The sequence below is a fragment of the Sphingomonas aerolata genome, from assembly GCF_003046295.1.
GTDB classification, from domain to species: domain Bacteria; phylum Pseudomonadota; class Alphaproteobacteria; order Sphingomonadales; family Sphingomonadaceae; genus Sphingomonas; species Sphingomonas aerolata.
In genome coordinates this window covers 611,365-633,035 of record NZ_PZZN01000002.1, presented here as the reverse complement: position 1 = coordinate 633,035, position 21,671 = coordinate 611,365, and the positions used below count along the sequence as shown (strand labels likewise).

General features: G+C 66.1%; 20 protein-coding genes and 1 pseudogene. 16 read left to right on the top strand and 5 right to left on the bottom strand.

Features of this window, described 5'->3' with window-relative positions:
• Positions 1-58 precede the first annotated feature (58 nt).
• The 3 genes from era to lepB all read right to left on the bottom strand — a co-directional run bounded on the left by era (position 59) and on the right by lepB (position 2,694).
• Positions 59-976, bottom strand: coding sequence for a GTPase Era (era, locus tag C8J24_RS10290; protein ID WP_244180613.1), 918 nt, complete (start codon positions 974-976; stop codon positions 59-61).
• A gap of 249 nt (positions 977-1,225) precedes the next feature.
• Positions 1,226-1,888, bottom strand: coding sequence for a ribonuclease III (gene rnc, locus C8J24_RS10285; RefSeq protein ID WP_031440039.1), 663 nt, complete (start codon positions 1,886-1,888; stop codon positions 1,226-1,228).
• Complete coding sequence (gene lepB, locus C8J24_RS10280) at positions 1,885-2,694, bottom strand: signal peptidase I (RefSeq protein ID WP_031395171.1); 810 nt, start codon at positions 2,692-2,694, stop codon at positions 1,885-1,887. Before lepB ends, rnc begins: the two co-directional genes overlap by 4 nt.
• Positions 2,695-2,861: 167 nt before the next feature.
• Here lepB and pgi point away from each other — a divergent pair, with 167 nt between their 5' ends.
• The 3 genes from pgi (at position 2,862) to gorA (ending at position 6,294) form a co-directional block, all read left to right on the top strand.
• Entirely contained in the window at positions 2,862-4,352 is a 1,491-nt protein-coding gene (pgi, locus tag C8J24_RS10275) for a glucose-6-phosphate isomerase (protein ID WP_107932154.1), read from the top strand.
• A 109-nt stretch (positions 4,353-4,461) separates the two neighbouring features.
• Positions 4,462-4,839 (top strand): DUF4174 domain-containing protein, encoded by a 378-nt coding sequence (locus C8J24_RS10270; protein ID WP_107932152.1) that lies wholly within the window; start codon positions 4,462-4,464, stop codon positions 4,837-4,839.
• Between the two features lie 99 nt (positions 4,840-4,938).
• Positions 4,939-6,294 carry a glutathione-disulfide reductase gene (gene gorA / locus C8J24_RS10265; RefSeq protein WP_107932150.1) on the top strand — a complete coding sequence of 452 codons (1,356 nt, stop codon included), beginning with the start codon at positions 4,939-4,941 and terminating at the stop codon, positions 6,292-6,294.
• A 3-nt stretch (positions 6,295-6,297) separates the two neighbouring features.
• Here the strand turns inward: gorA and C8J24_RS10260 are convergent.
• A pseudogene (locus tag C8J24_RS10260) lies at positions 6,298-7,079 on the bottom strand (crotonase/enoyl-CoA hydratase family protein).
• Between the two features lie 98 nt (positions 7,080-7,177).
• On the opposite strand from C8J24_RS10260, the gene C8J24_RS10255 reads away from it, so the two are divergent.
• Together C8J24_RS10255 and C8J24_RS10250 are read left to right on the top strand one after the other, a co-directional pair.
• Entirely contained in the window at positions 7,178-7,600 is a 423-nt protein-coding gene (locus tag C8J24_RS10255) for a PaaI family thioesterase (protein WP_107932148.1), read from the top strand.
• Positions 7,594-7,995: a PaaI family thioesterase gene (locus tag C8J24_RS10250; protein WP_031440033.1), complete on the top strand. Its 402-nt coding sequence runs from the start codon at positions 7,594-7,596 to the stop codon at positions 7,993-7,995. The genes C8J24_RS10255 and C8J24_RS10250 overlap by 7 nt, the downstream gene beginning before the upstream one ends.
• 37 nt (positions 7,996-8,032) lie before the next feature.
• Here the strand turns inward: C8J24_RS10250 and C8J24_RS10245 are convergent, their stop codons facing one another.
• Positions 8,033-9,178 (bottom strand): PQQ-dependent sugar dehydrogenase, encoded by a 1,146-nt coding sequence (locus tag C8J24_RS10245; protein ID WP_107932146.1) that lies wholly within the window; start codon positions 9,176-9,178, stop codon positions 8,033-8,035.
• A gap of 179 nt (positions 9,179-9,357) precedes the next feature.
• On the opposite strand from C8J24_RS10245, the gene rimP reads away from it, so the two are divergent.
• From rimP to C8J24_RS10190, 11 genes are all read left to right on the top strand, one after another.
• A complete protein-coding gene (rimP, locus tag C8J24_RS10240; protein WP_107932144.1) occupies positions 9,358-9,954 on the top strand; it encodes a ribosome maturation protein RimP in 597 nt (198 codons plus the stop codon).
• A complete protein-coding gene (gene nusA / locus C8J24_RS10235) occupies positions 9,954-11,693 on the top strand; it encodes a transcription termination factor NusA (RefSeq protein WP_081877399.1) in 1,740 nt (579 codons plus the stop codon). The genes rimP and nusA overlap by 1 nt, the downstream gene beginning before the upstream one ends.
• The gene (locus tag C8J24_RS10230) at positions 11,693-11,932 is read left to right on the top strand and encodes a tautomerase family protein (RefSeq protein WP_107932142.1); all 240 of its coding nucleotides are present in this window, start codon (positions 11,693-11,695) and stop codon (positions 11,930-11,932) included. The genes nusA and C8J24_RS10230 overlap by 1 nt, the downstream gene beginning before the upstream one ends.
• 124 nt (positions 11,933-12,056) lie before the next feature.
• Positions 12,057-12,815, top strand: coding sequence for a DUF448 domain-containing protein (locus C8J24_RS10225; protein ID WP_037529482.1), 759 nt, complete (start codon positions 12,057-12,059; stop codon positions 12,813-12,815).
• The gene (gene infB, locus C8J24_RS10220) at positions 12,812-15,661 is read left to right on the top strand and encodes a translation initiation factor IF-2 (RefSeq protein WP_107932140.1); all 2,850 of its coding nucleotides are present in this window, start codon (positions 12,812-12,814) and stop codon (positions 15,659-15,661) included. Before C8J24_RS10225 ends, infB begins: the two co-directional genes overlap by 4 nt.
• Positions 15,662-15,778: 117 nt before the next feature.
• Complete coding sequence (rbfA, locus tag C8J24_RS10215) at positions 15,779-16,168, top strand: 30S ribosome-binding factor RbfA (RefSeq protein ID WP_031396110.1); 390 nt, start codon at positions 15,779-15,781, stop codon at positions 16,166-16,168.
• A 33-nt stretch (positions 16,169-16,201) separates the two neighbouring features.
• The gene (locus tag C8J24_RS10210) at positions 16,202-16,777 is read left to right on the top strand and encodes a thymidine kinase (protein WP_107932138.1); all 576 of its coding nucleotides are present in this window, start codon (positions 16,202-16,204) and stop codon (positions 16,775-16,777) included.
• 129 nt (positions 16,778-16,906) lie between these two features.
• A complete protein-coding gene (gene truB / locus C8J24_RS10205) occupies positions 16,907-17,815 on the top strand; it encodes a tRNA pseudouridine(55) synthase TruB (RefSeq protein WP_107932136.1) in 909 nt (302 codons plus the stop codon).
• 20 nt (positions 17,816-17,835) lie between these two features.
• A complete protein-coding gene (rpsO, locus tag C8J24_RS10200) occupies positions 17,836-18,105 on the top strand; it encodes a 30S ribosomal protein S15 (RefSeq protein WP_031394369.1) in 270 nt (89 codons plus the stop codon).
• Positions 18,106-18,299: 194 nt separating this feature from the next.
• Positions 18,300-20,720 (top strand): polyribonucleotide nucleotidyltransferase, encoded by a 2,421-nt coding sequence (gene pnp, locus C8J24_RS10195; RefSeq protein ID WP_031440761.1) that lies wholly within the window; start codon positions 18,300-18,302, stop codon positions 20,718-20,720.
• A 214-nt stretch (positions 20,721-20,934) separates the two neighbouring features.
• Positions 20,935-21,651, top strand: coding sequence for a hypothetical protein (locus C8J24_RS10190; protein ID WP_031394857.1), 717 nt, complete (start codon positions 20,935-20,937; stop codon positions 21,649-21,651).
• Positions 21,652-21,671: the final 20 nt, after the last annotated feature.

The following is a 21,671-nucleotide window of genomic DNA, read 5'->3' as shown; positions in this document are numbered from 1 at the left end:
CAACTGGGCCCCGGCCTTCGCCGGGGTGGCGTGTAGTAATTGTGGTTGTGGTCGCGGGTCAGTCGACCCAGTCTAGCCCGATATCACGGTACACTTCGCGGTCTTCGTCCCAGCCCGGCTTCACCTTGACGTGCAGGTACAAATGCACTGGCTTGCCCGTGATCGAGGCGAGTTCGATGCGCGAGCGCGCGCCGATTTCTTTGATCCGCACGCCGCCCTTGCCGAGCACGATCGCGCGCTGAGTCGGGCGTTCGACGAGAATCTGCTGGTGGATCTCCAACGACCCGTCCTGGCGCTCGATATACTGCTCGGTCTCGATCGTGCTCGCATAGGGCAGTTCAGCGTGCAGCTGGAGATAGAGCTGCTCGCGAGTCACCTCGGACGCGAGCGCGCGTTCGGTCGAGTCGGACACCTGGTCTTCGGGATAATGCCACGGACCTTCGGGCATCGCCTTGGCAAGCTGCGTCTTGAAGTCCGCAAGGCCGTCGCCGGTGCCCGCGCTGATGAAGAACGTCTCGGCGAAGGGGAGCAGCGCGTTCAGCTTTTCCGCGTGGATCAGCAGCTTGGTCTTGTCGGCCAGATCGACCTTGTTGAGAATTAGCCAGATCGGCTCAGGTCGGCCGACCAACGACTCGACGATCGTCGTGACCTTGCCGCCGATCCCGCCCTTGGCGTCGACGACCAGCGCGATGATGTCCGAGCCTTCCGCGCCGCCCCAGGCGGCGGCGACCATCGCGCGGTCGAACCGGCGCTCGGGCTCGAAAATGCCGGGCGTGTCGACGAGCAGGATCTGCGTGTCGCCTTCGATCGCGACGCCCATCAGCTTGGCGCGGGTGGTCTGCGCCTTGGGGCTGACGATCGCGACCTTCTGGCCGACGAGCGCGTTGACGAGCGTCGACTTGCCTGCGTTCGGGGCGCCGACGATGGCGACGAGGCCGCAATGCTTGGTATTGGGCGTGGTATTCGTTTCAGTCACATATGCTCTTTTCGAACTGGTGTTGTGCGCACCTGTACAGGGAAAACGGCTGTCCGTCATCGCGTCGCGGATACTTCGAGAAAGGGAGTTTGTTCGCGCGGAGCCGCGGAGGACGCGGAGGTGGTGCGATCGCGGCAAGGTCGTGCCCAACGAGACACCGAGATATTCGGCGGCGCGTGATCGCAGCGGCCGCGAGCCTCATTCGCAGCATCTCCGCGTCCTCTGCGCCTCCGCGCGAACAAAACTTTTTTAGCCCAGCTTCTCCAGCAACGCCTTGGCCGCCGCGGTTTCGGCCTCCTGCTTGCTCGAGCCGGTCGCCGTCGCCTCGGCGAGTTTGCCGATCGAGACCAGCATCGTGAATTTGGGCGCGTGGCCGGGGCCGGTACGCTCGACGATCGTATATTCGGGCGGCTTGCGGTTATGCGCGGCCGCCCATTCCTGAAGCGCGGACTTGGGGTGCTGCGGCGCCTTGGCACCGGCCTGGACGCGGTCCCCCCAGGCGCCGCGGACGAACGCACGTGCGGCGTCGAGCCCTGCCTCCTGGTACCAGGCGCCGATCAGTGCCTCCATCACGTCGCCCAGCACATTGTCGCTGTCGCTGGCGCCATCGTCGCGCGCCTGCTTGCCGAGCTTCAGATGCGCGCGCACCCCCAGTTCGCGTGCCACCTCGGCACAGACCGGGCCCGTGACGAGCGCGTTCAGCCGTTTCGACAGCGACCCCTCGGGATCGGTCGCGAACAGTTCGTACAACCATTCGGCGACGATCAGCCCCAGGACGCGGTCGCCGAGAAATTCCAGCCGCTCGTAATTCGCCTTCGCCTGACTGCCATGCGTCAATGCGCGCTCATAGGGTGCCAGATCGCGCGGCCGGCGACCGAATACGCCCGCCAGCCAGTCGCCGAGGTCGCTCAAAAGCCTTCCCCGATCCGCTCCCAGCGCGCGGCGCTGACCCAGGTCCAGGGTTTCAGCCATTCGGCATTGCCGTCGGTCGAGAAGAAGCTGACGACCGCCTTGCCCTCGACATTCTCGAGCGGAACATAGCCCATCCCGCTTGGTGCGGGGAACCGGCTGTCCCCGCTGTCGTCGCGGTTGTCGCCCATCACGAAGATATGGCCGGCGGGTACCGTATAGACACCCGTGTCGTCACGATCGGGCAGCTGCGCCTGGTCGAGCACGGAATAGCTGCGGCCGCCGGGCAACGTCTCGCGGTAGCGCGGATAGCGACAGATCTGGACGCCGTCGGCGACATCGACGAACGGCGCGCCGCATTTCTCCGCATCGAAATTGGCGGTCAGCGGGATCGTGAAGTCGGCGATCCGCGCCTTGGGGATCGCGGTGCCGTTCAGGTACAGCGTCCCCTGCCGCATCTGCACCGTCTCGCCGGGCAGGCCGATCACGCGCTTGATGACGTCGTGATCGAGCACTTCGGGGGCGCGGAAGACGACGACGTCGCCGCGCGTCGGCGTGCTGCCGAAGATCCGTCCGGGGATCAACGGCACGCCACCCGGCAGCGACCAGCGCGAATAGCCGTAGCTCCACTTCGACACGAACAGATAATCACCGATCAGCAGCCGGGGCAGCATGGATTCGGACGGAATGCTGAACGGCGCGAAGATGAAGCTGCGCAGGATCAATACGACCACCGCCAGCTTCAGCAGGAAGCGGAACGTCTCTGCGGTTTCGGATCGGGCCGGTTTGGTCTTCGCGTCTTTTGCCATGGCCGCGGGTTTGCTCAACCGGCGCGCGCCGTCAAGCATATGCAGCATCCGCCATGTCCGGATACGATCCGGACACCCCCGGAGACCCAATCGCCTCCCGGGACGTTATGGTGTTCTTGCTCGCGTCGCCGTATCGGTGCGCACGAATTCCAAATCGGAGACTTTGCATGACCGCCGACTGGTCCAAAATCGAAGCCCTGCCCGCCGCCAAACTCACCGACCTGTTCGCCGCCGACTCTGAGCGGTTGTCCAAGCTGAGCCTCGACGTCGCAGGCATCCACTTCGACTGGTCGAAGACGCACCTGACCACGGACATGGTCAGCGCGTTCGAGGAAATGGCCAAGGCGCAGGACCTGTCGGGCAAGCGCCAGGCAATGTTCGCGGGCGAGATCGTCAACGTCACCGAAGGCCGCGCGGTCGAGCACACCGCCGAGCGCGGTGAGGGCAAGCACGAGAGCGTCGCGATCGCACAGGCGAGCCATTCGCGGATGCGCACGCTGATCGACGCGATCGAGGCGGATGCGCTCGGCCCCGTGCGGCATATCCTGCATGTCGGCATCGGCGGCTCCGCGCTGGGGCCGCAGCTGCTGGTCGATTCGCTCGGGCGTGACGACAAGCGATATGATGTCGGGATCGTCGCCAATGTCGACGGCGTCGCGCTGGAGGACGTGTTCGAACGCTTCGATCCGGCCGCCACGTTGCTGGTGGTCGCGTCGAAGACCTTCACCACGACCGAGACGCTGATGAACGCCGAAGCCGTGCTTCAGTGGATGAACGAGCATAATGTCGAGGATCCTTACGGCCGCGTGATCGCGCTGACCGCCGCGCCCGAAAAGGCGATGGAATGGGGCGTCGACGAGACGCGGATCCTGCCGTTCGCCGAGAGCGTCGGCGGGCGCTATTCGCTCTGGTCGACGATCGGTTTTCCGGCCGCGATCGCGCTCGGCTGGGACCGGTTCGAGGAGCTGCTTGAGGGGGCGGCCGAGATGGACCGCCATTTCCGCCTCGCCGCGCTGCACGAGAATGCGCCGGCGCTCGCGGCGTTTGCCGACCTCTATTACACGCAGATCCGCCATGCCGAGACGCGTGCGACCTTTGCCTATGACGAGCGGTTGCGGTTGCTGCCAAGCTATCTCCAGCAGCTGGAGATGGAGTCGAACGGCAAGTCGGTGACCGCGGATGGCCAGCCGCTCGGGCGGCCTTCGGCGGCGATCACCTGGGGTGGGGTCGGCACCGAGGCGCAGCATGCGGTGTTCCAGCTGCTCCACCAGGGCACGCATCTGGTGCCGGTCGAGTTCGTCGCGTCGATCGAGCCGGGCGACACGCTGCCCGAGGAGCATCACAAGGCGCTGTTGCTCAACGCCTTTGCGCAGGGTGCGGCGTTGATGGCGGGCAAGCAGGTCGAGGATCCCGCGCGCAGCTATTCGGGCGACCGGCCATCGTCGACGTTGCTGCTCGACGATCTCGACGCGCGCACGCTGGGCGCGCTGATCGCGTTCTACGAGCACCGCGTGTTTGTGAACGGCGTGCTGCTGGGGATCAACTCGTTCGACCAGTTCGGGGTCGAGCTGGGCAAGGAAATGGCGAAGGCCGCGGAGAAGGGCGGGCAGACGTTCGATCCTTCGACCGACGATTTGATCAAGCGCGCCTTCGGGTGATTTTTGGGGTGGGCGTGCGCTGAGTGCGCCCCACCCCACTCCGCCACCCCGGCCTTCGCCGGGTTGGTATTTGGGGGGACCGTGCGCGCACCTCGAGCGTTACCGCGGTATGCCCATCCTCCTCGCCATAGCGCTCGCCGCCTCTCCCACCCTCGCGCAGATGCGCTGGGATCGCCGCGTGTTGATCGTTGCGGCCCCCGCCCCGCAGGACCCGGAACTCGCCGAGCAGCGCCGCATCCTCGACAATTGGACTGCGAAACGCGACGAGCGCGACCTCGCTGTCGTCGAAATCGTCGGCGATCAGGTTCGCGGTGCCGGGGACAGCGCCCCCGCGCTACGCCGCAAGTTCCGCCTCCCCGCCACCTTCACCGCGATCCTCATCGGCAAGGATGGCGGCGAAAAACTGCGCAGCGCACACCCCTTCCCCGCCGTCGTGCTGGAGCGGACGATCGACGCGATGCCGATGCGCAGGGCGGGTCGGCGATAGAGCCAGCCGATTACCCTGATCGCCGCACCGGTCTTGTCCGCGCATCCCCCCTGCCCCAGATGGCATCCAAAGCCGCAGCGCGACGTACAAGGATAGCCCGTGACCGATACCCAATTCGACTATGACCTCTTCGTCATCGGCGCCGGCTCGGGCGGCACGCGTGCATCGCGCGTTGCCGCCGCGCATGGCGCGCGCGTCGCGGTCGCCGAGGAATATCGCGTCGGCGGCACCTGCGTCATCCGCGGCTGCGTGCCGAAGAAGCTGCTGATCTACGGCGCGCATTTCGCCGAGGATCTGAAGGACGCCAAGCGCTTCGGCTGGCAGGTGCCCGACGATTGCGCGTTCAGCTGGCCGACGCTGCGCGACAACGTCATGGAGGAGGTCGACCGGATCAACGGCGCCTACACCCAGACGCTCGAGAACAACCATGTCGACATCATCCACCAGCGCGCGGTCGTCTCGGGCCCCAACGAAGTCACGCTCGCCGACGGCAGCAAGAAGACCGCGGCGAAGATCCTGATCGCGGTCGGCGCGCACCCGCTGGTGCCGGACTGCCCCGGTGCCGAGCACGGCATCACCTCGAACGAGGTGTTCCATCTCGACGATGTGCCGAAGCGCGTGCTGATCGCGGGTGCGGGCTATATCGCCAATGAATTCGCCGGCATCTTCCATCAGTTCGGCGCGCACGTCACGCTGATCAACCGCACCGATGTGATCCTACGCGGCTATGACGAATCGATCCGCGACCGGCTGCTCCAGATCTCGATGAGCAAGGGCATCGACTTTCGCTTCAACGCGGCGTTCCAGGGAATCGACAGGGGCGAGGACGGTTGCCTGACCGTGCATACCAGCGGGCACGAGCCGATCGTCGTCGATCTCGTCCTGTTCGCGACCGGCCGCCTGCCGAACACCAAGGGCCTCGGGCTCGAGACGGCCGGGGTCGAACTCGACGCGGCGGGCGCAGTGGTGGTCGACGAAGACAATCGGTCGAGCTGCGACAGCATCTTCGCGGTCGGCGACGTCACCAACCGCATCCAGCTGACCCCGGTCGCGATCCGCGAGGGACAGGCGTTCGCCGACACCTTCTTCGGCAACAAGCCGACCCGCGTCGACTACGCCAACGTCCCCGCCGCGGTGTTCAGCCACCCGCCAATGGCCGGCGTCGGCATGACCGAATCGCAGGCCAAGCAGGCTCTGGGCTCGGTGAAGGTCTACACGTCGGACTTCCGGCCGATGAAGAACGTGCTGGCAGGGCGCAACGAGCGGTCGCTCTACAAGATGATCTGCGACGGCGAGACCGACCGCGTCGTCGGCATTCACATGATCGGCCCCGACTGTCCCGAGATCCTCCAGTCCGCCGCGGTGGCGGTGAAGGCGGGGCTCAGCAAGGCCGATTTCGACGCGACGGTCGCGCTGCACCCGACGATGGCGGAAGAGCTCGTCCTGATGAAGTAGCGCCTAGTCGACGAACAACGCTGTGCGCTTTTCGAGATTGGCGCGGACCTGTTCGATCTGATTGGGCTTGCGCATCACCTGCCCCTGCGCGTCGCTTTCGGCGCGCAGGATCGCCGCCGAGTCCGCATCGGCGGCGAGCGTGTAGAGCGCCTTCGACCCCCGGATCGCCTGCGGATTCTTTGCGGCGATCGCACGTGCCATCGTCATCGCGGCGGCATGGGGATCGTCGTCGAGCCGCGTAACAAAGCCGTGATGCAGCGCCTCCGCCCCGTCGAACTCGCGCGCGGTGTAAGTCAATTCGCGCAGCACGTCGTCGCGCGCCAGCGTCCGCCAGAGCGCGATCCCCGCCATGTCGGGTACCAGCCCCCAATGCGTCTCGCGGATCGCGAACCGCGCCTGTGGTGGGCGATGCGGATATCCGCGCCCGACATGATCTGGAACCCGCCGCCGAACGCGACGCCGTGGACCGCGGCGATCACCGGCATCGGCAGGGTGCGCCAGCCCCAGGCGACCTGCTGCACCAGATTGGCGTCGCCATACGTCCGGTCGTCGAGCGAAAGCCCCGACCCGCCGCCCGCCATCGACGCCATGTCGAGCCCCGCGCAGAACGCCCGGCCCTCGCCCGACAGCACGACGACGCGCACCTCGGCCATCCCCGCCAGCCGGTCGATCGCGGCGGCGATCCCCTCGAACATCGCCGGGTCGATCGCGTTCATCTTGTCCGCGCGGTTGAGGCGGACATCGGCGATCCCGTCCGCGACGGCGATGGTGACCCGGTCGTTCATGGCGATCCTCTCTCCTGATCTCGTTGCGCCCGATGCTAGCCCCGCCCCGCATGTGCGGCAATGTTGCGTGGCGGTCGCTGGCGTGTAGAGGTCGGGGCATGGATGGCTTCGACGCAGAGCGGTTTACACGACATGGGTTCGGCGGGCACGGCGCCGCGCTCGGGATGCGCTATCACGCGCATGGCGCGGACTGGGCGGAGCTCGCGCTGCCCTATGACGAAAAGCTGATCGGCGATCCGGCCAGCGGCGTGATTGCGTCGGGGCCGATCATCACGATGATGGACATGGCCGCCAGCATCGCCATCTGGATCCGCCGCGCGGCGTTCGTGCCGCATGCGACGCTCGACCTGCGCGTCGATTATCTGCGCCCGGCGATGCCCGGCAAGACGGTGATCGGACGCGGCGAATGCTACCGCATCACCCGGTCGATCGCGTTCGTCCGCGGCCAGGCGCATGACGGCGATCCCGCCGATCCGCTTGCCCATGTCGCGGGCACGTTCATGGTGCTCGGGTCATGGTGAGCACGCTCCCACCCTATGCCGCAACGCTGGGCGTCGAGATCGAACGCGACGCGGAGGGTCGGCCGGTGCTGCTGATGCCATTCGGCGACGACGTGATCGGCCGCCCCGGGTTCCTCCACGGCGGCGCGATATCGGGGCTGCTCGAGGTCGCGGCGATCGCGGCGCTCTACCATGCGATCGAGACCGAGGGCCCCGAGGACGCCAGCGTGCGGATCAAGCCGGTGACCGTCACCGTCGATTTCATGCGGGGCGGCCGCGACAAGCCGACGCGCGCGGCGGGCGTGGTCACCCGGCTCGGCACGCGCGTTGCCAATGTCGAGGCGACCGCGTGGCAGGACGACCGCGACAAGCCGATCGCGGCCGCGCGGATGAATTACCTGATCGTCCGCGACTGACCCCGCCCCCCGCCCGCGGGCGGGGGGCGATACAGTCTTACCGCGCCGTCAGCTTGATCAGCCGCCCCTGCGATTCGCCACCGTCCTCCAGCACCCAGATGGCGCCGTCGGGCCCCTGTTCCACTTCGCGGATACGCGCGCCCATGTCCCACTGGTCGCCCTTGGCGGCATTGGTGCCGTTCAGGTCGACGCGGACGAGCGATTTCGACGACAGCCCGCCGATGAACGCATCACCCTTCCACTGCGGGAACATGCTGCCCGAATAGATCATCAGCCCGCCGGGTGAGATCACCGGGTTCCACGAGACCTTGGGCGCCGCATAGCCGTCGCCGGGCATGTGGTCGGGAATGTCGCGCCCGTCATAATGGCTGCCGTTCGACGCGTTGGGCCAGCCGTAATTCTGGCCGGGCGTGATCAGATTGACCTCGTCGCCGCCCTTCGGCCCCATCTCCTGCTCCCAGAGATTGCCCTGCGCGTCGAATGCGATGCCGAGCAGGTTGCGGTGGCCATAGCTCCAGATCTCGGGTGCGAAGCCCTTGGCCGCGAGCGGATTGCCGGGCGCGGGCTTGCCGTCGAGCGTCAGGCGAAGGACCTTGCCAAGCGTGACCTTGGGATCCTGCGCCGGTGTAAACTTCTGGCGGTCACCATTGGTGAAGAACAGATATTTGCCGTCGGGCGAGAACGCGATGCGGCCCGAATAATGGCCATTGCCCTCGACGAACGGCCGCGCGCGGAAGAGTTCCTCCACCCCCTCGAGCCGCGGCCCGGGCGCATCCAGATGGAGCGTTCCACGCCAGAGCGCGACGCCCTTGCCTCCCTCGCCCGCAACCGATCCCGAAAAATAGACATGGTGATTGCGCGCAAAGCCGGGGGCCAGCGCCACATCCATCAATGCACCCTGGCCCGCGGAGTCGGTCTTGGGGACGCCTTCGACGGGCATCGTGGCAGTGACGCTGTTCTTGGCATTACCCGAGGCGATGATCAGCAGGCGCATGCGCCCATCCTTTTCGGTAACCAGCGCATTGCCATCCGGCAGCACGGCCATGGCCCAGGGCGACTCGAAATCGGCGACGACCGTTTCGCTGAACGGCTTTTCCCCCGCCGCGGGCTGTGCGGAACAGGCGGCCGCGGCGAGCAAAGTGGCGGATATCAGGCCGGTGGCGGCCAATGTGCGACGGATCATGATCTTCTCCCGGAAATCCCTGCGCCAACGCGGCGTGACGAACGAAGGTTGCTCCCGCTTGCGAAGCGTTGTCATCGCGGGTATGGAGGTCCTACTTTCTCTACATCGCCAGATGAAGAGGCTGCGGGGTTCGCTCCGCGGCGCTGATCACCTGTGCTTTGGCCCTGTTTGGAATTGCGATGGCGAATATCGCCCTGTTGACCGAATTGATCGAACCCGAAGCCAAGGCGCTCGGGCTCAGCCTCGTGCGCGTGCGCATGCAGGGCGGCAAGTCCGATCCGACGCTGCAGGTGATGGCCGAGCGGCCCGACACCCGCCAGCTGGTGATCGAGGATTGCGCGGAACTGTCGCGCCGCATCTCGGACAAGTTCGATGCGCTCGAAGCCGAGGGCAAGGACCCGGTCGGCGAGGACGCCTATCGTCTAGAGGTGTCGAGCCCCGGTATCGATCGCCCGCTGACCCGGCTCCAGGACTTTGCCGACTGGGAAGGCCAGGAGGCGCGTATCCGCCTCGTCGAGCCGTTCGAGGATCGCAAGCAGATCTCGGGCAATCTGATGGGCGTCGAGGGCACAAAGATCACCGTCGACGTGAACAAGCACAAGATCATGACGATCGACTTCAGCCAAGTCGCCGACGCCAAGCTCGTCATGACCGACCGACTCATCGCCGCGACCGCACCGCTTTCGACCGAAGGCGCGGACGAGGTTTTCTATCAAGACACGCCCACCGATGAGCCTGACGCTCACGAGGCCGACACCGAAGAAGGACAGCATTGATGGCCACGGCAGTCACCGCAAACCGCGCGGAACTGATCGCGATCGCGAATTCGGTCGCGTCGGAGAAGATGATCGACAAGGCGATCGTGATCGAGGCGATGGAGGACGCGATCCAGCGCGCCGCCCGTTCGCGCTACGGCGCCGAGAACGACATCCGCGCCAAGCTCGACCCGAACACCGGCGATCTGCGCTTGTGGCGTGTCGTCGAAGTGGTCGAGGCGGTCGACGACTATTTTAAGCAGGTCGACGTCAAGGGCGCGCAGAAGCTCCAGAAGGACGCGGCACTTGGTGACTTCATCGTCGACCCGCTGCCCCCGATCGAGTTCGGCCGCATCGCCGCACAGGCCGCCAAGCAGGTCATCTTCCAGAAGGTCCGCGACGCCGAGCGCGAGCGCCAGTTCGAAGAGTATAAGGACCGCGCAGGCGAGATCATCACCGGCGTCGTCAAGCGCGTCGAGTTCGGCCATGTCGTCGTCGATCTCGGCCGTGCGGAAGGCGTCATCCGCCGCGACGCGCAGATCCCGCGCGAAGTCGTGCGCGTCAACGACCGCATCCGCTCGCTGATCCTGAACGTCCGCCGCGAGAACCGCGGGCCGCAGATCTTCCTCAGCCGCGCGCACCCCGACTTCATGAAGAAGCTGTTCGCCCAGGAAGTCCCCGAAATCTACGACGGCATCATCGAGATCAAGGCCGCGGCCCGCGATCCCGGTTCGCGCGCGAAGATCGGCGTCATCAGCCATGATTCGTCGATCGATCCGGTCGGCGCGTGCGTCGGCATGAAGGGGTCGCGAGTTCAGGCCGTCGTGCAGGAAATGCAGGGCGAGAAGATCGACATCATCCCCTGGTCGCCCGACATCGCGACCTTCGTCGTCAATGCACTGCAGCCGGCTTCGGTCAGCCGCGTCGTGATCGACGAAGAGGAAGAGCGCATCGAGGTCGTCGTTCCCGATGACCAGCTTTCGCTGGCGATCGGCCGTCGTGGCCAGAACGTCCGCCTCGCATCACAGCTGACCGGCAAGGCGATCGACATCCTCACCGAGGCCGATGCCTCCGAGAAGCGCCAGAAGGACTTTGTCGAGCGCTCGGCGATGTTCGAGAAGGAGCTCGACGTCGACGAGACGCTCGCGCAGCTGCTGGTCGCCGAAGGGTTCACCAGCCTCGAGGAAGTCGCCTATGTCGAGGTCGAGGAGATCGCCGGCATCGAGGGCTTCGACGAGGATCTGGCGGGCGAGTTGCAGAACCGCGCGACCGAGGCGCTCGAGCGTCGCGACGCGGCCAGCCGCGAAGAGCGTACCGCGCTCGGCGTGGAGGACGCGCTGATCGACATGCCGTATCTGAACGAGGCGATGCTCGTCACGCTCGGCAAGGCGGGGATCAAGACGCTCGACGATCTCGCGGATCTTGCGACCGACGAGCTGGTCGAGAAGAAGCGCGCCGAACCGCGCCGCCGCAACGACGATGCGCCGAAGCGCCCCGAGCCCAAGGGCGGCATCCTCGCCGAATATGGTCTCAGCGACGAACAGGGCAACGAGATCATCATGGCCGCGCGCGCGCACTGGTTCGAGGACGAGGCCCCCGAGGCGGACGCCGTCGAGGCGGACGAGGCTCCGGTGGAAGAGGCCTCGGCCGAGGACACTGCGGCTGAGGACACTGCGGCCGAGGACACTGCGGCGGATGACGTCTCGGCGGATGACGCCGCGGACACGACCGACGCGAAGAGCGAGGACGACAAGGCCTGATGCCGTTCGTCAGCATCCGCATTTCGGGGTCCGCCACCAAGGACCAGAAGGCCGGCATCGTCGCCGACGTCACCCAGTCGCTCGTCGAGCGGCTGAGCAAGAACCCGGCTGCGGTGCAGATCGTGATCGAAGAGGTGTCGACCGAGAATTACGGCGCGGGTGGCCAGCTGCTGGTCGACCGCGACGCCCCGAAGACGACTCCAGCGCAGGAGGACGCACATGCGGAACCCTCCCGATGAGACGCTAGGCGCTACCGACGGCCTTCCTTCCTCCCCTCCCGCAAGCGGGAGAGAACCGAAGGGTGGGCGCCCGGCCTCGGCTAAGAACAAGGGTGCAGGTGGGCGCGAGCCCAACCCATCCCGCATGCGCGAGGGGGATGAAGACGCCCCCATTCGCAAGTGCATCCTGTCGGGCGAGCGCGATGTTCGGCCACATCTCGTGCGACTCGCGCTGGCCCCCGATGGCCAGATTCATCCCGACGTGCGCGCCAAGGCTCCTGGCCGTGGCGCGTGGATCGGGGTGACGCGAATCGAACTCGAAGCGGCGATCAAGAAGGGCAAGCTCAAGGGCGCGCTCGCTCGGGCGTTCAAGACTGGCGAATTTACCATCGCACCCGAGCTTCCCGCGGTGATCGAAGCCGCGCTTGAGCGCAACGCACTCGACCGGCTCGGGCTCGAATCGCGCTCGGGCACCGTGCTGATCGGTTCGGACCGGATCGAGCAGAATGCGCGCCAGGGCAAGCTGAAGGCGCTGTATCATGCGTCCGACGCGGCCGAGGACGGCAATCGCAAGCTCGACCAGGCGTGGCGCATCGGCAACGATGTCGAAGGCTCGGGCCTGCGGGGGTTGGCACTGCCTGCGTCACGTACCATATTGGCATTGGCGCTGGGGCGGGAGAATGTGGTACACATTGGCCTGACTGACCGCGCTGCAGCAAAGCGGGTGAGCGAAGCGCTCGACCGTTGGCTGCATTTTATCGGCCCCGAACCTTCTCCCGTGTCTTGCGAAACGGCCTCGCAGGGCGCATCGGCGTCTCAACAAAACGGGACGTCACCCATAACAGGGGCGTCCGGATCGACCGGACACAGCCCGGCCGTGGACATGACTGAGGAATTTGAGTGAGCGACACGGACAACGAGAAGCCGAAACTTGGCATGCGCGCACCTTTGGGTGTGAAGCGCACGGTCGAGACCGGCCAGGTGAAGCAGAGCTTCAGCCACGGCCGATCGAATACGGTGATCGTGGAAACCAAGCGTGCGCGCGTCCTGCGCCGTCCGGGCGAACCCGACGGTCCGGTCGCCGATGCGCCGGTTGCCGCGCCCGCGCCGGTTGCGGCCCCCGCACCGGCTCCGCAGGCGCGTGCGCCGCAGCCCGCCCCCGCACCGGTACGCCAGCAGGCACCGAGCAACCTGTCGCCGCAGGAGCGGCAGGCCAAGCTTCTCCGCGAGGCGGAAGAGCAGCGGATGAACACGCTCGAAGAAGGGCGTCGTCGCCAGGAAGCCGAGCGCGCCAAGGCCGCCGAGGACGAGCGCAACCGCATCGCCGAACGCGCGCGTGCCGAGGCGGAAGCCAAGGCTGCACCTGCACCGAAGCCCGTCGAGGCGCCTGCGCCCGCACCTGCACCGGCACCCGTCGTCGAAGCAGCGCCGGTCGTAGCGCCGACGCCCGCTGCCGCGCCGGTTGAAGCCCCCGTTGCGGCGGCCCCTGCCCCCGCTGCGGCCCCGGCACCCGCGCCGACCCCGGCGGCAGCTCCGGTGGCGGCACCAGCACCGGCCCCCAAGCCGGCGCCCGCGCCTGTCGCACCGCCCGCGCCGCCGCCGATTCTCGAATTGTCGCGCGATCCGTCGATGCCGGCACCCCGCCGGTTCTCGCCAGTCGCCCGTCCCGAGCGTCCTCCGCCGCCGCCGAAGCCCGTTCCGGCACCTGCGCCTGCAGCGCCGGCGACGACCGCCAATGCCGGCACGACCGCAGCGCGCCCTGGTGCAACCGGTGCCAACGCGCCGGCTGGCGGCGTTCGTCGCGACGCACCCCCGGCCCGGCCGCAGCAGCGTGACCGCAAGGGCGACGATCGTCGCACCTCGGGCAAGCTGACCGTCAACCGCGCACTCGGCGATGGCGATGGCGCCCGCGCCCGTTCGCTCGCCGCGCTCAAGCGTGCGCGTGAGAAGGAGCGTCGTGGCACCGGTGGTCCGCGCGAGCCGCAGGCCAAGCAGGTCCGCGACGTGGTCGTCCCCGAGGCGATCACCGTGCAGGAACTCGCCATCCGTATGGCCGAGAAGGGTGCCGACCTCGTCAAGGCGCTGTTCAAGATGGGCATGCCCGTCACGATGACGCAGACGATCGACCAGGATACGGCCGAACTGCTCGTCACCGAATTCGGTCACAACCTGACGCGCGTCAGCGATGTCGACCAGGATCTGGCGAACGACACGATTGACGATGCCGAGGAGACTCTGCGTCCGCGTGCCCCGGTCGTCACGATCATGGGTCACGTCGATCACGGCAAGACGTCGCTGCTCGATGCCCTGCGCGGCACCGACGTGGTGCGCGGCGAAGCGGGGGGCATCACCCAGCATATCGGCGCGTATCAGGTCACGCTGAAGGACAAGTCGAAGATCACCTTCCTCGACACGCCGGGCCATGAGGCGTTCACGCAGATGCGTGCGCGCGGTGCGGATGTCACCGACATCGTCATCCTGGTGGTGGCGGCGGACGACGGCCTGATGCCGCAGACGGTGGAGGCGATCGCCCACACCAAGGCGGCTGGCGTGCCGATGATCGTCGCGATCAACAAGATCGACAAGGAAGGCGCCAATGCCCAGAAGGTGCGCGAGCGCCTGCTGAGCGAGGAGATCGTGGTCGAGGACATGGGCGGCGACGTCCAGGACGTCGAAGTCTCCGCGACCAAGAAGATCGGTCTCGACACGCTGATCGAGAAGATCCAGCTCCAGGCCGAACTGCTCGAACTGCGCGCCAATCCGGATCGTGCGGCCGAGGGTACGGTGATCGAGGCCAAGCTCGACAAGGGTCGTGGCCCGGTCGCGACGATCCTCGTCAATCGTGGTACGCTCAAGGTTGGCGACATCTTCGTGGTCGGCGGCGAGAGCGGCAAGGTTCGTGCGCTGGTCGACGACAAGGGCAAGCAGATCAAGGAAGCCGGTCCGGCGATGCCGGTCGAGGTCCTCGGTCTGTCGGGCGTGCCGTCGGCGGGTGATCCGTTCCAGGTCGTCGAGAACGAGGCGCGGGCCCGCGAAGTCGCGGAATATCGTCGCAGCGTGAAGACCGACAAGCGGACCGCATCGGTTCCTGCCAGCCTCGAGAGCATGTTCTCGGCGCTCAAGGAAAAGCAGGCGATCGAATATCCGCTGGTCGTGAAGGCGGATACGCAGGGCACGGTCGAGGCAATCGTCGGGGCGATCAACAAGATCTCCACCGATCTGATCAAGGCGCGCGTGCTGAGCTCGGGCGTCGGTGGCATCACCGAATCCGACGTCACGTTGGCGGCGGCATCGGGTGCACCGATCATCGGCTTCAACGTTCGTCCGAACGCCAAGGCACGCGAGATCGCCGAGCGCCAGAAGGTCGCGTTCAAATATTATGACGTGATCTACGACCTGATCGACGAGATCAGGGCGGGCATGGCCGGCGAGCTTGGGCCGGAAGCGTTCGAGACGGTCGTCGGTCGTGCCGATATCCGCGAGGTCTTCTCGGCGGGCAAGCATGGCAAGGCGGCAGGTCTGCTCGTTACCGAGGGCAATATCCGCAAGGCGCTCAAGGCACGTATCACGCGCAACGACGTCATCATCTACCAGGGCGAAATCGCATCGCTGCGTCGCTTCAAGGATGATGTCGCCGAAGTCCGCGCCGGGCTGGAGTGTGGCGTGACGTTCACGTCGAACTTCGTCGACATCAAGGCCGGCGACGTCCTCGAGACGTTCGAAGTCGAGATGCGCGACCGCACGCTGTAATACTGAAGCCCTCTCCCCCTCGGGGAGAGGGTTGGGTGAGGGGCAGTACCGGGCGGTAACGCTTGCGGCCGCCCCTCACCCCCACCCTCTCCCCGGAGGGGCGAGGGAGTTAGAAGAATGAAGACCGATACCCCTGAGATCAAAACCGTCCGCGCGCTGCGCGTGGGCGAACAGGCGCGTCATGCGCTCAGCGACATCCTCGCACGCGGCGACGTGCATGATCCGGTGCTCGAGAAGCACCTCGTCACGATCACCGAGGTCCGCATGTCCCCCGACCTGCGCCACGCCACCGTCTTCGTGAAGCCGCTGCTCGGCAAGGACGAAGAAAAGGTGTTGAAGGCGCTGCGGACGAACACCGCCTATCTCCAGCGCGAAGTCGCGACCCGCGTGCAGACGCGCTATGCCGCCAAGCTGAAATTCGTCGCCGACGAGAGCTTCGACGAGGGCACGCATATCGACACGCTGTTGCGCGATCCGCATATCGCGCGCGACCTGTCCGAGGATTGACGCCGCCGCGCGACGCGTCTTTGGGTTGAGCCGATGGCCAAGCTGTATTTCTATTATGCGTCGATGAACGCAGGCAAGTCGACCAACCTGCTCCAGGCGGACTTCAACTACCGCGAGCGCGGGATGCGGACGATGCTGTTCACCGCCGCAATCGACGACCGCTTTGCGGCGGGCACGATCACGTCGCGGATCGGGCTCGAGGCACCGGCGATCGCGTTCGACGCGGAGACAAATATCGGCGCGTGCATCGCCCGGCAGCATGGCGAGGATGCCATCTCCTGCGTGCTCGTGGACGAGGCACAGTTCCTGACCGCGCCTCAGGTCGACCAGCTGGCGCACATCTGCGACGTCGTTGGCATCCCGGTGCTCGCCTACGGCTTGCGGACCGATTTCCAGGGCGCGCTGTTCCCCGGCTCCGCGCGACTGCTCGCGTTGGCGGACTCGCTGGTCGAGATCAAGTCGGTGTGCATGTGTGGGCGCAAGGCGACGATGAACCTGCGCGTCGACGCGAACGGTCGCGCGATCGCCGAGGGGCAGCAGACCGAGATCGGCGGCAACGACCGCTATGTCGCGTTGTGCCGCCGGCATTTTACCGAGGCTCTGGGCTAGCGCCCTTCCCCCTGCCCGTTCGTGCTGAGCGAAGTCGAAGCACTTGTGCCCAATGTCCTTCGACTTCGTTCAGGACGAACGGGAGGGACGGACGAGCCCCGCACTCCCAATCTTCAAGGATCCTACGACATGCATGGCTGGATCATACTCGACAAACCGCTGGGGCTGGGTTCGACGCAGGGCGTGTCCGTGGTGAAGCGCGCGCTGCGCAATGGCGGCTATGGCAAGTTCAAGGTCGGCCACGGCGGCACGCTCGATCCGCTCGCGACCGGCGTGCTGCCGATCGCGGTCGGCGAAGCGACCAAGCTCGCCGGCCGGATGCTCGACAGCGACAAGATCTATGATTTCACCATCATGTTCGGGGTCCAGACCGACACGCTCGACGCCGAGGGCGTAAGCATCGCCACCTCCGACGTGCGCCCGACGATGGCAGCGGTCCAGGCGATGCTGGCGCAGTTCACCGGCCCGATCGCGCAGGTGCCCCCCGCCTATTCCGCACTCAAAATTGATGGCGAGCGCGCCTACGACCTTGCCCGCGCTGGGCAGGACGTGGTGCTCGCCAGCCGGAACGTGACGATCCACGCACTCACCCCCCACCCCACCCGTCTTTTGCATGACGGGGTCGGGGAGGGACTGGAGGCGGTCACCCTCACCGCGCATGTCTCCAAGGGCACCTATATCCGTTCCCTCGCGCGCGACATCGCGCTGGCGCTCGGAACCGTCGGCCACGTCACCATGCTACGCCGCGTAAAGGCCGGCCCGTTCGACCTCTTATCGGCGATATCGCTGGACAAACTGGACAAACTCGCTAAGGCCTCCGCGCTTGAAGATGTACTACTGCCCTTGAGGGTGGCGCTGGACGACATCCCGGCTCTCTCCCTCACCCCCGACCAGGCAGGGGCGCTCCGACAGGGGCGTATCTTGGCCGGGATCGCCGCAGACGATGGCCAATACTTCGCCGAGCTGGACACCGTCCCGGTCGCGCTGGTCGAGGTCGAGGACGGAGACGTCCGGGTCGTTCGCGGTTTCAATCTGTGATGTCGAAGGACTGAGAATTCATGACGATTACCGCTGAACGCAAGACCGAGCTGGTCAAGATCCACGCACGCCAGGACGGCGACACGGGTTCGCCCGAAGTCCAGGTCGCGATCCTGACCGAGCGGATCAAGAACCTGACCGAGCACTTCAAGGGCCACAAGAAGGACAACCACTCGCGTCGTGGTCTCCTGATGATGGTCAACAAGCGCCGGTCGCTGCTGGACTATCTCCGTCACAAGGACGGCCAGCGCTACCTGGATCTGATCGCAAAGCTCGGTCTCCGCAAGTAAAACGAACGGCTCCCTTCGGGGGGCCGTTTTTGTATATACGACTTTGATTCCGCGCCATCGCGCGCGGAGGCAAACGCCAGGACGCAATTCGGTGGACTGGCAAGGAGCGACAACTCGCTCCACACCGCCGCGAGCCGGCTTAGCTCGCACATAGGCCCCGGTCGGCATCTGGCCGCCGGAGTGAAGGAAACGAAATGTTCGATACCAAAACCGTAAGCGCCCAGTGGGGCGGCAAGACGCTGACGCTCGAGACCGGCCGCGTGGCCCGTCAGGCAAACGGCGCCGTGCTCGCCACCCTCGGCGAGACCGTCGTTCTGTGCGCCGTCACGGCTGCACGGACCGTCAAGGAAGGGCAGGATTTCTTCCCGCTCACCGTCCATTACCAGGAGAAGTTCTCCGCAAGCGGCCGCATCCCCGGTGGCTTCTTCAAGCGTGAGCGCGGCGCGACCGAAAAGGAGACGCTGACCAGCCGTCTCATCGATCGCCCGATCCGTCCCCTCTTCCCAGAGGGTTTCTACAACGAGATCAACGTGATCTGCCAGGTTCTGTCGTATGACGGCGAGAACGAGCCGGACATCCTCGCGATGGTTGCGGCGTCGGCTGCGCTGACGATCTCGGGCGTGCCGTTCATGGGCCCGATCGGCGCAGCACGCGTCGGCTATGTCGATGGCGCCTACATCCTCAACCCGACACTCGACGAAGCCAAGGCGGGTGACCTCGACCTCGTCGTCGCCGCCACCGGCCAGGCCGTGATGATGGTCGAGTCGGAAGCCAAGGAGCTCTCGGAAGAGATCATGCTCGGCGCGGTCCAGTTCGCGCACAAGGCATGCCGCGAGGCCGCCAACCTGATCATCGATCTGGCCGAGCAGGCTGCCAAGGATCCTTGGGAAATGGCCGAGCAGGCCGACCTGTCGACCGCCAAGGACAAGCTGAAGAAGCTGATCGGCAAGGACATTGCGGCCGCCTACAAGGTGACCGACAAGTCCAAGCGTTCGGACCTGCTGAACGCCGCACGCGCCAAGGGCAAGACCGCCTTTGCCGATGCGACCCCGCAGGACCAGATGGCTGCCGGCAAGCTGATGAAGAAGCTGGAGGCGGAGATCGTCCGCGGCGCCATCCTCAAGGACGGCACCCGCATCGACGGCCGCACCACCACGCAGATCCGTCCGATCGAGGCGATGGTGCACTTCCTGCCGCGGACGCACGGCTCGGCCCTGTTCACGCGCGGCGAGACTCAGTCGATCTGCACCACCACGCTCGGCACGCGCGACGCAGAGCAGATGATCGACGGCCTCAATGGGCTTTCGTACGAAAACTTCATGCTGCACTACAACTTCCCGCCCTACTCGGTCGGTGAAGTCGGTCGCTTCGGTGCGCCGGGTCGTCGCGAAGTCGGCCACGGCAAGCTCGCCTGGCGCGCGCTGCATCCGGTGCTGCCGTCGAAGGAAGAGTTCCCGTACACGATCCGCGTATTGTCGGACATCACCGAGTCGAACGGCTCGTCGTCGATGGCGACGGTCTGCGGCGGTTCGCTGTCGATGATGGATGCGGGCGTTCCGCTGAAGCGTCCGGTGTCGGGCATCGCGATGGGCTTGATCCTCGAGGGCAAGAACTTCGCGGTTCTGTCGGACATCTTGGGCGACGAGGATCACCTCGGCGACATGGACTTCAAGGTCGCCGGCACGTCCGAGGGCATCACCACGATGCAGATGGACATCAAGATCGCCGGCATCACCGAAGAGATCATGGGCAAGGCGCTGGCACAGGCCAAGGAAGGCCGTGCGCACATCCTGGGCGAAATGGCCAAGGCGCTCGACCACACGCGTGAGGAGCTGTCGGCACACGCACCGCGGATCGAGACCTTCACGATCGAGAAGTCGAAGATCCGTGAAGTCATCGGCACCGGCGGCAAGGTGATCCGCGAGATCGTCGCGCAGACCGGCGCCAAGGTCGACATCGACGACGAGGGCGTGATCAAGGTGTCGTCGTCCGATCCCGCGCAGATCGAAGCTGCGATCAAGTGGATCAAGGGCCTCGTCGAGGAAGCCGAAGTCGGCAAGGTCTATGACGGCAAGGTCGTCAACCTCGTGGACTTCGGTGCTTTCGTGAACTTCATGGGTGGCAAGGACGGTCTCGTCCACGTGTCCGAAATCAAGAACGAGCGCGTCGAGAAGGTCTCGGACGCGCTGAGCGAAGGCCAGGAAGTCAAGGTTAAGGTCCTCGAGATCGATCCGCGCGGCAAGGTTCGCCTGTCGATGCGCGTCGTCGACCAGACGACCGGCGAAGAGCTGGAGGACACGCGTCCTGCCCGTGAGCCGCGCGAAGGCGGTGACCGTGGTCCGCGCGGTCCGCGTCGCGATGGCGATGGTGGTCGTGACGCCGGTAACGGCGGTGGCGGTCGTGGCCCGCGCGGCGAAGGCGGCAACGGTGATCGTGGTCCCCGTGGCCCGCGCCGTGACGGCGATGGTGGTCGTGATGGCGGCAACAGCGGTGGCCGTGGCCCGCGTCGCGACGGCGGTGGTCAGGGCGGCGAGCGCGCTCCCCGCGCCGAGCGTTCGGACGGCGACAAGGCCCCCGAGTTCGCTCCGGCGTTCCTGACGGGCGATCGCGACTAAGCGATCTTGCCGACTGGCAACTAGCGAAAGGGGATCCGGGCAACCGGGTCCCCTTTTTCGTGGCGATCACGATTGCGGGAGCCGGCGGCGCGATGCCACGGGATCCGCATCCTGCAATTTGTACGAGAATGACGGCCGGACGCGCTGCTATCGGCTTGCAGGGTCCAGCGTGCATGCGCATTCTCGGCCAAGGCAGCAGAGATGCGGGGGCATCATGGCAACCTTGGCGACCAGCGTGTCGGCGATCACCGCCGAGCGGCGTTTCTATCTCATGCTGGCTGCGATCATCGCGGTCACCGTCTTCGCGGGGTTCGGGCTGGACCTGCAGCGGACTGACTGGAACATCGTCGGGCTTCCCGCCCAGGTCCATCTGCACGCTGCCGTTTTCTTCGGCTGGATCATCCTCTACGTCGCGCAGAACTGGCTGGTCGACCGGGGATCGATCGCGATGCACCGGCGACTGGGCGTCGCGACCGCATGTCTGGTCCCGGTCATGGTCGTGGTGGGCGTCGCGACGACGGTCATGGCCGTCCGGCTAAACCGCGTCCCGCCCTTCTTCACGCCGGGCCTTTTCCTCGCGCTCGATCTTCAGATCATCGGCTTTGCGATCCTGGCGGGCTGGGCGATCCAGTTGAGACACCGGTCCGACTGGCACAAGCGCCTGATGCTGTGCGCGACGATTCTGATCATGTCGCCGGCGCTGGGGCGCATTCTGCCGATGCCGCTCATGGGCCCGTCCGGCACATGGGCGATATTCGTCGCCACCATGGTCTATCTGGGGGCTGCGATGCTGTTCGATGCGCAACTGCGCGGGCGGGTGCACCTAGCCTATTGGTGGGGCGCGGGAATGCTGACCCTCGTCCAGCTGCTGATCGGCATCGTCGGGTTCAGCCCGCGGCTCGACAAGCTGGTCGCGCAACTTGCCGCCTAACGGCGGGCATGCGCTTGAGT

What these genes read in the sequence shown, in the direction of transcription:
- rpsO (WP_031394369.1), top strand. Translation starts at nt 17,836, where the DNA reads ATGACGATTACCGCTGAACGCAAGACCGAGCTGGTCAAGATCCACGCA.
- C8J24_RS10270 (WP_107932152.1), top strand. Translation starts at nt 4,462, where the DNA reads ATGCCCATCCTCCTCGCCATAGCGCTCGCCGCCTCTCCCACCCTCGCG.
- truB (WP_107932136.1), top strand. Translation starts at nt 16,907, where the DNA reads ATGCATGGCTGGATCATACTCGACAAACCGCTGGGGCTGGGTTCGACG.
- rbfA (WP_031396110.1), top strand. Translation starts at nt 15,779, where the DNA reads ATGAAGACCGATACCCCTGAGATCAAAACCGTCCGCGCGCTGCGCGTG.
- pgi (WP_107932154.1), top strand. Translation starts at nt 2,862, where the DNA reads ATGACCGCCGACTGGTCCAAAATCGAAGCCCTGCCCGCCGCCAAACTC.
- C8J24_RS10230 (WP_107932142.1), top strand. Translation starts at nt 11,693, where the DNA reads ATGCCGTTCGTCAGCATCCGCATTTCGGGGTCCGCCACCAAGGACCAG.
- C8J24_RS10250 (WP_031440033.1), top strand. Translation starts at nt 7,594, where the DNA reads ATGGTGAGCACGCTCCCACCCTATGCCGCAACGCTGGGCGTCGAGATC.
- rimP (WP_107932144.1), top strand. Translation starts at nt 9,358, where the DNA reads ATGGCGAATATCGCCCTGTTGACCGAATTGATCGAACCCGAAGCCAAG.
- nusA (WP_081877399.1), top strand. Translation starts at nt 9,954, where the DNA reads ATGGCCACGGCAGTCACCGCAAACCGCGCGGAACTGATCGCGATCGCG.
- C8J24_RS10225 (WP_037529482.1), top strand. Translation starts at nt 12,057, where the DNA reads ATGCGCGAGGGGGATGAAGACGCCCCCATTCGCAAGTGCATCCTGTCG.
- C8J24_RS10255 (WP_107932148.1), top strand. Translation starts at nt 7,178, where the DNA reads ATGGATGGCTTCGACGCAGAGCGGTTTACACGACATGGGTTCGGCGGG.
- pnp (WP_031440761.1), top strand. Translation starts at nt 18,300, where the DNA reads ATGTTCGATACCAAAACCGTAAGCGCCCAGTGGGGCGGCAAGACGCTG.
- lepB (WP_031395171.1), bottom strand. Translation starts at nt 2,694, where the DNA reads ATGGCAAAAGACGCGAAGACCAAACCGGCCCGATCCGAAACCGCAGAG.
- C8J24_RS10210 (WP_107932138.1), top strand. Translation starts at nt 16,202, where the DNA reads ATGGCCAAGCTGTATTTCTATTATGCGTCGATGAACGCAGGCAAGTCG.
- C8J24_RS10190 (WP_031394857.1), top strand. Translation starts at nt 20,935, where the DNA reads ATGGCAACCTTGGCGACCAGCGTGTCGGCGATCACCGCCGAGCGGCGT.
- C8J24_RS10245 (WP_107932146.1), bottom strand. Translation starts at nt 9,178, where the DNA reads ATGATCCGTCGCACATTGGCCGCCACCGGCCTGATATCCGCCACTTTG.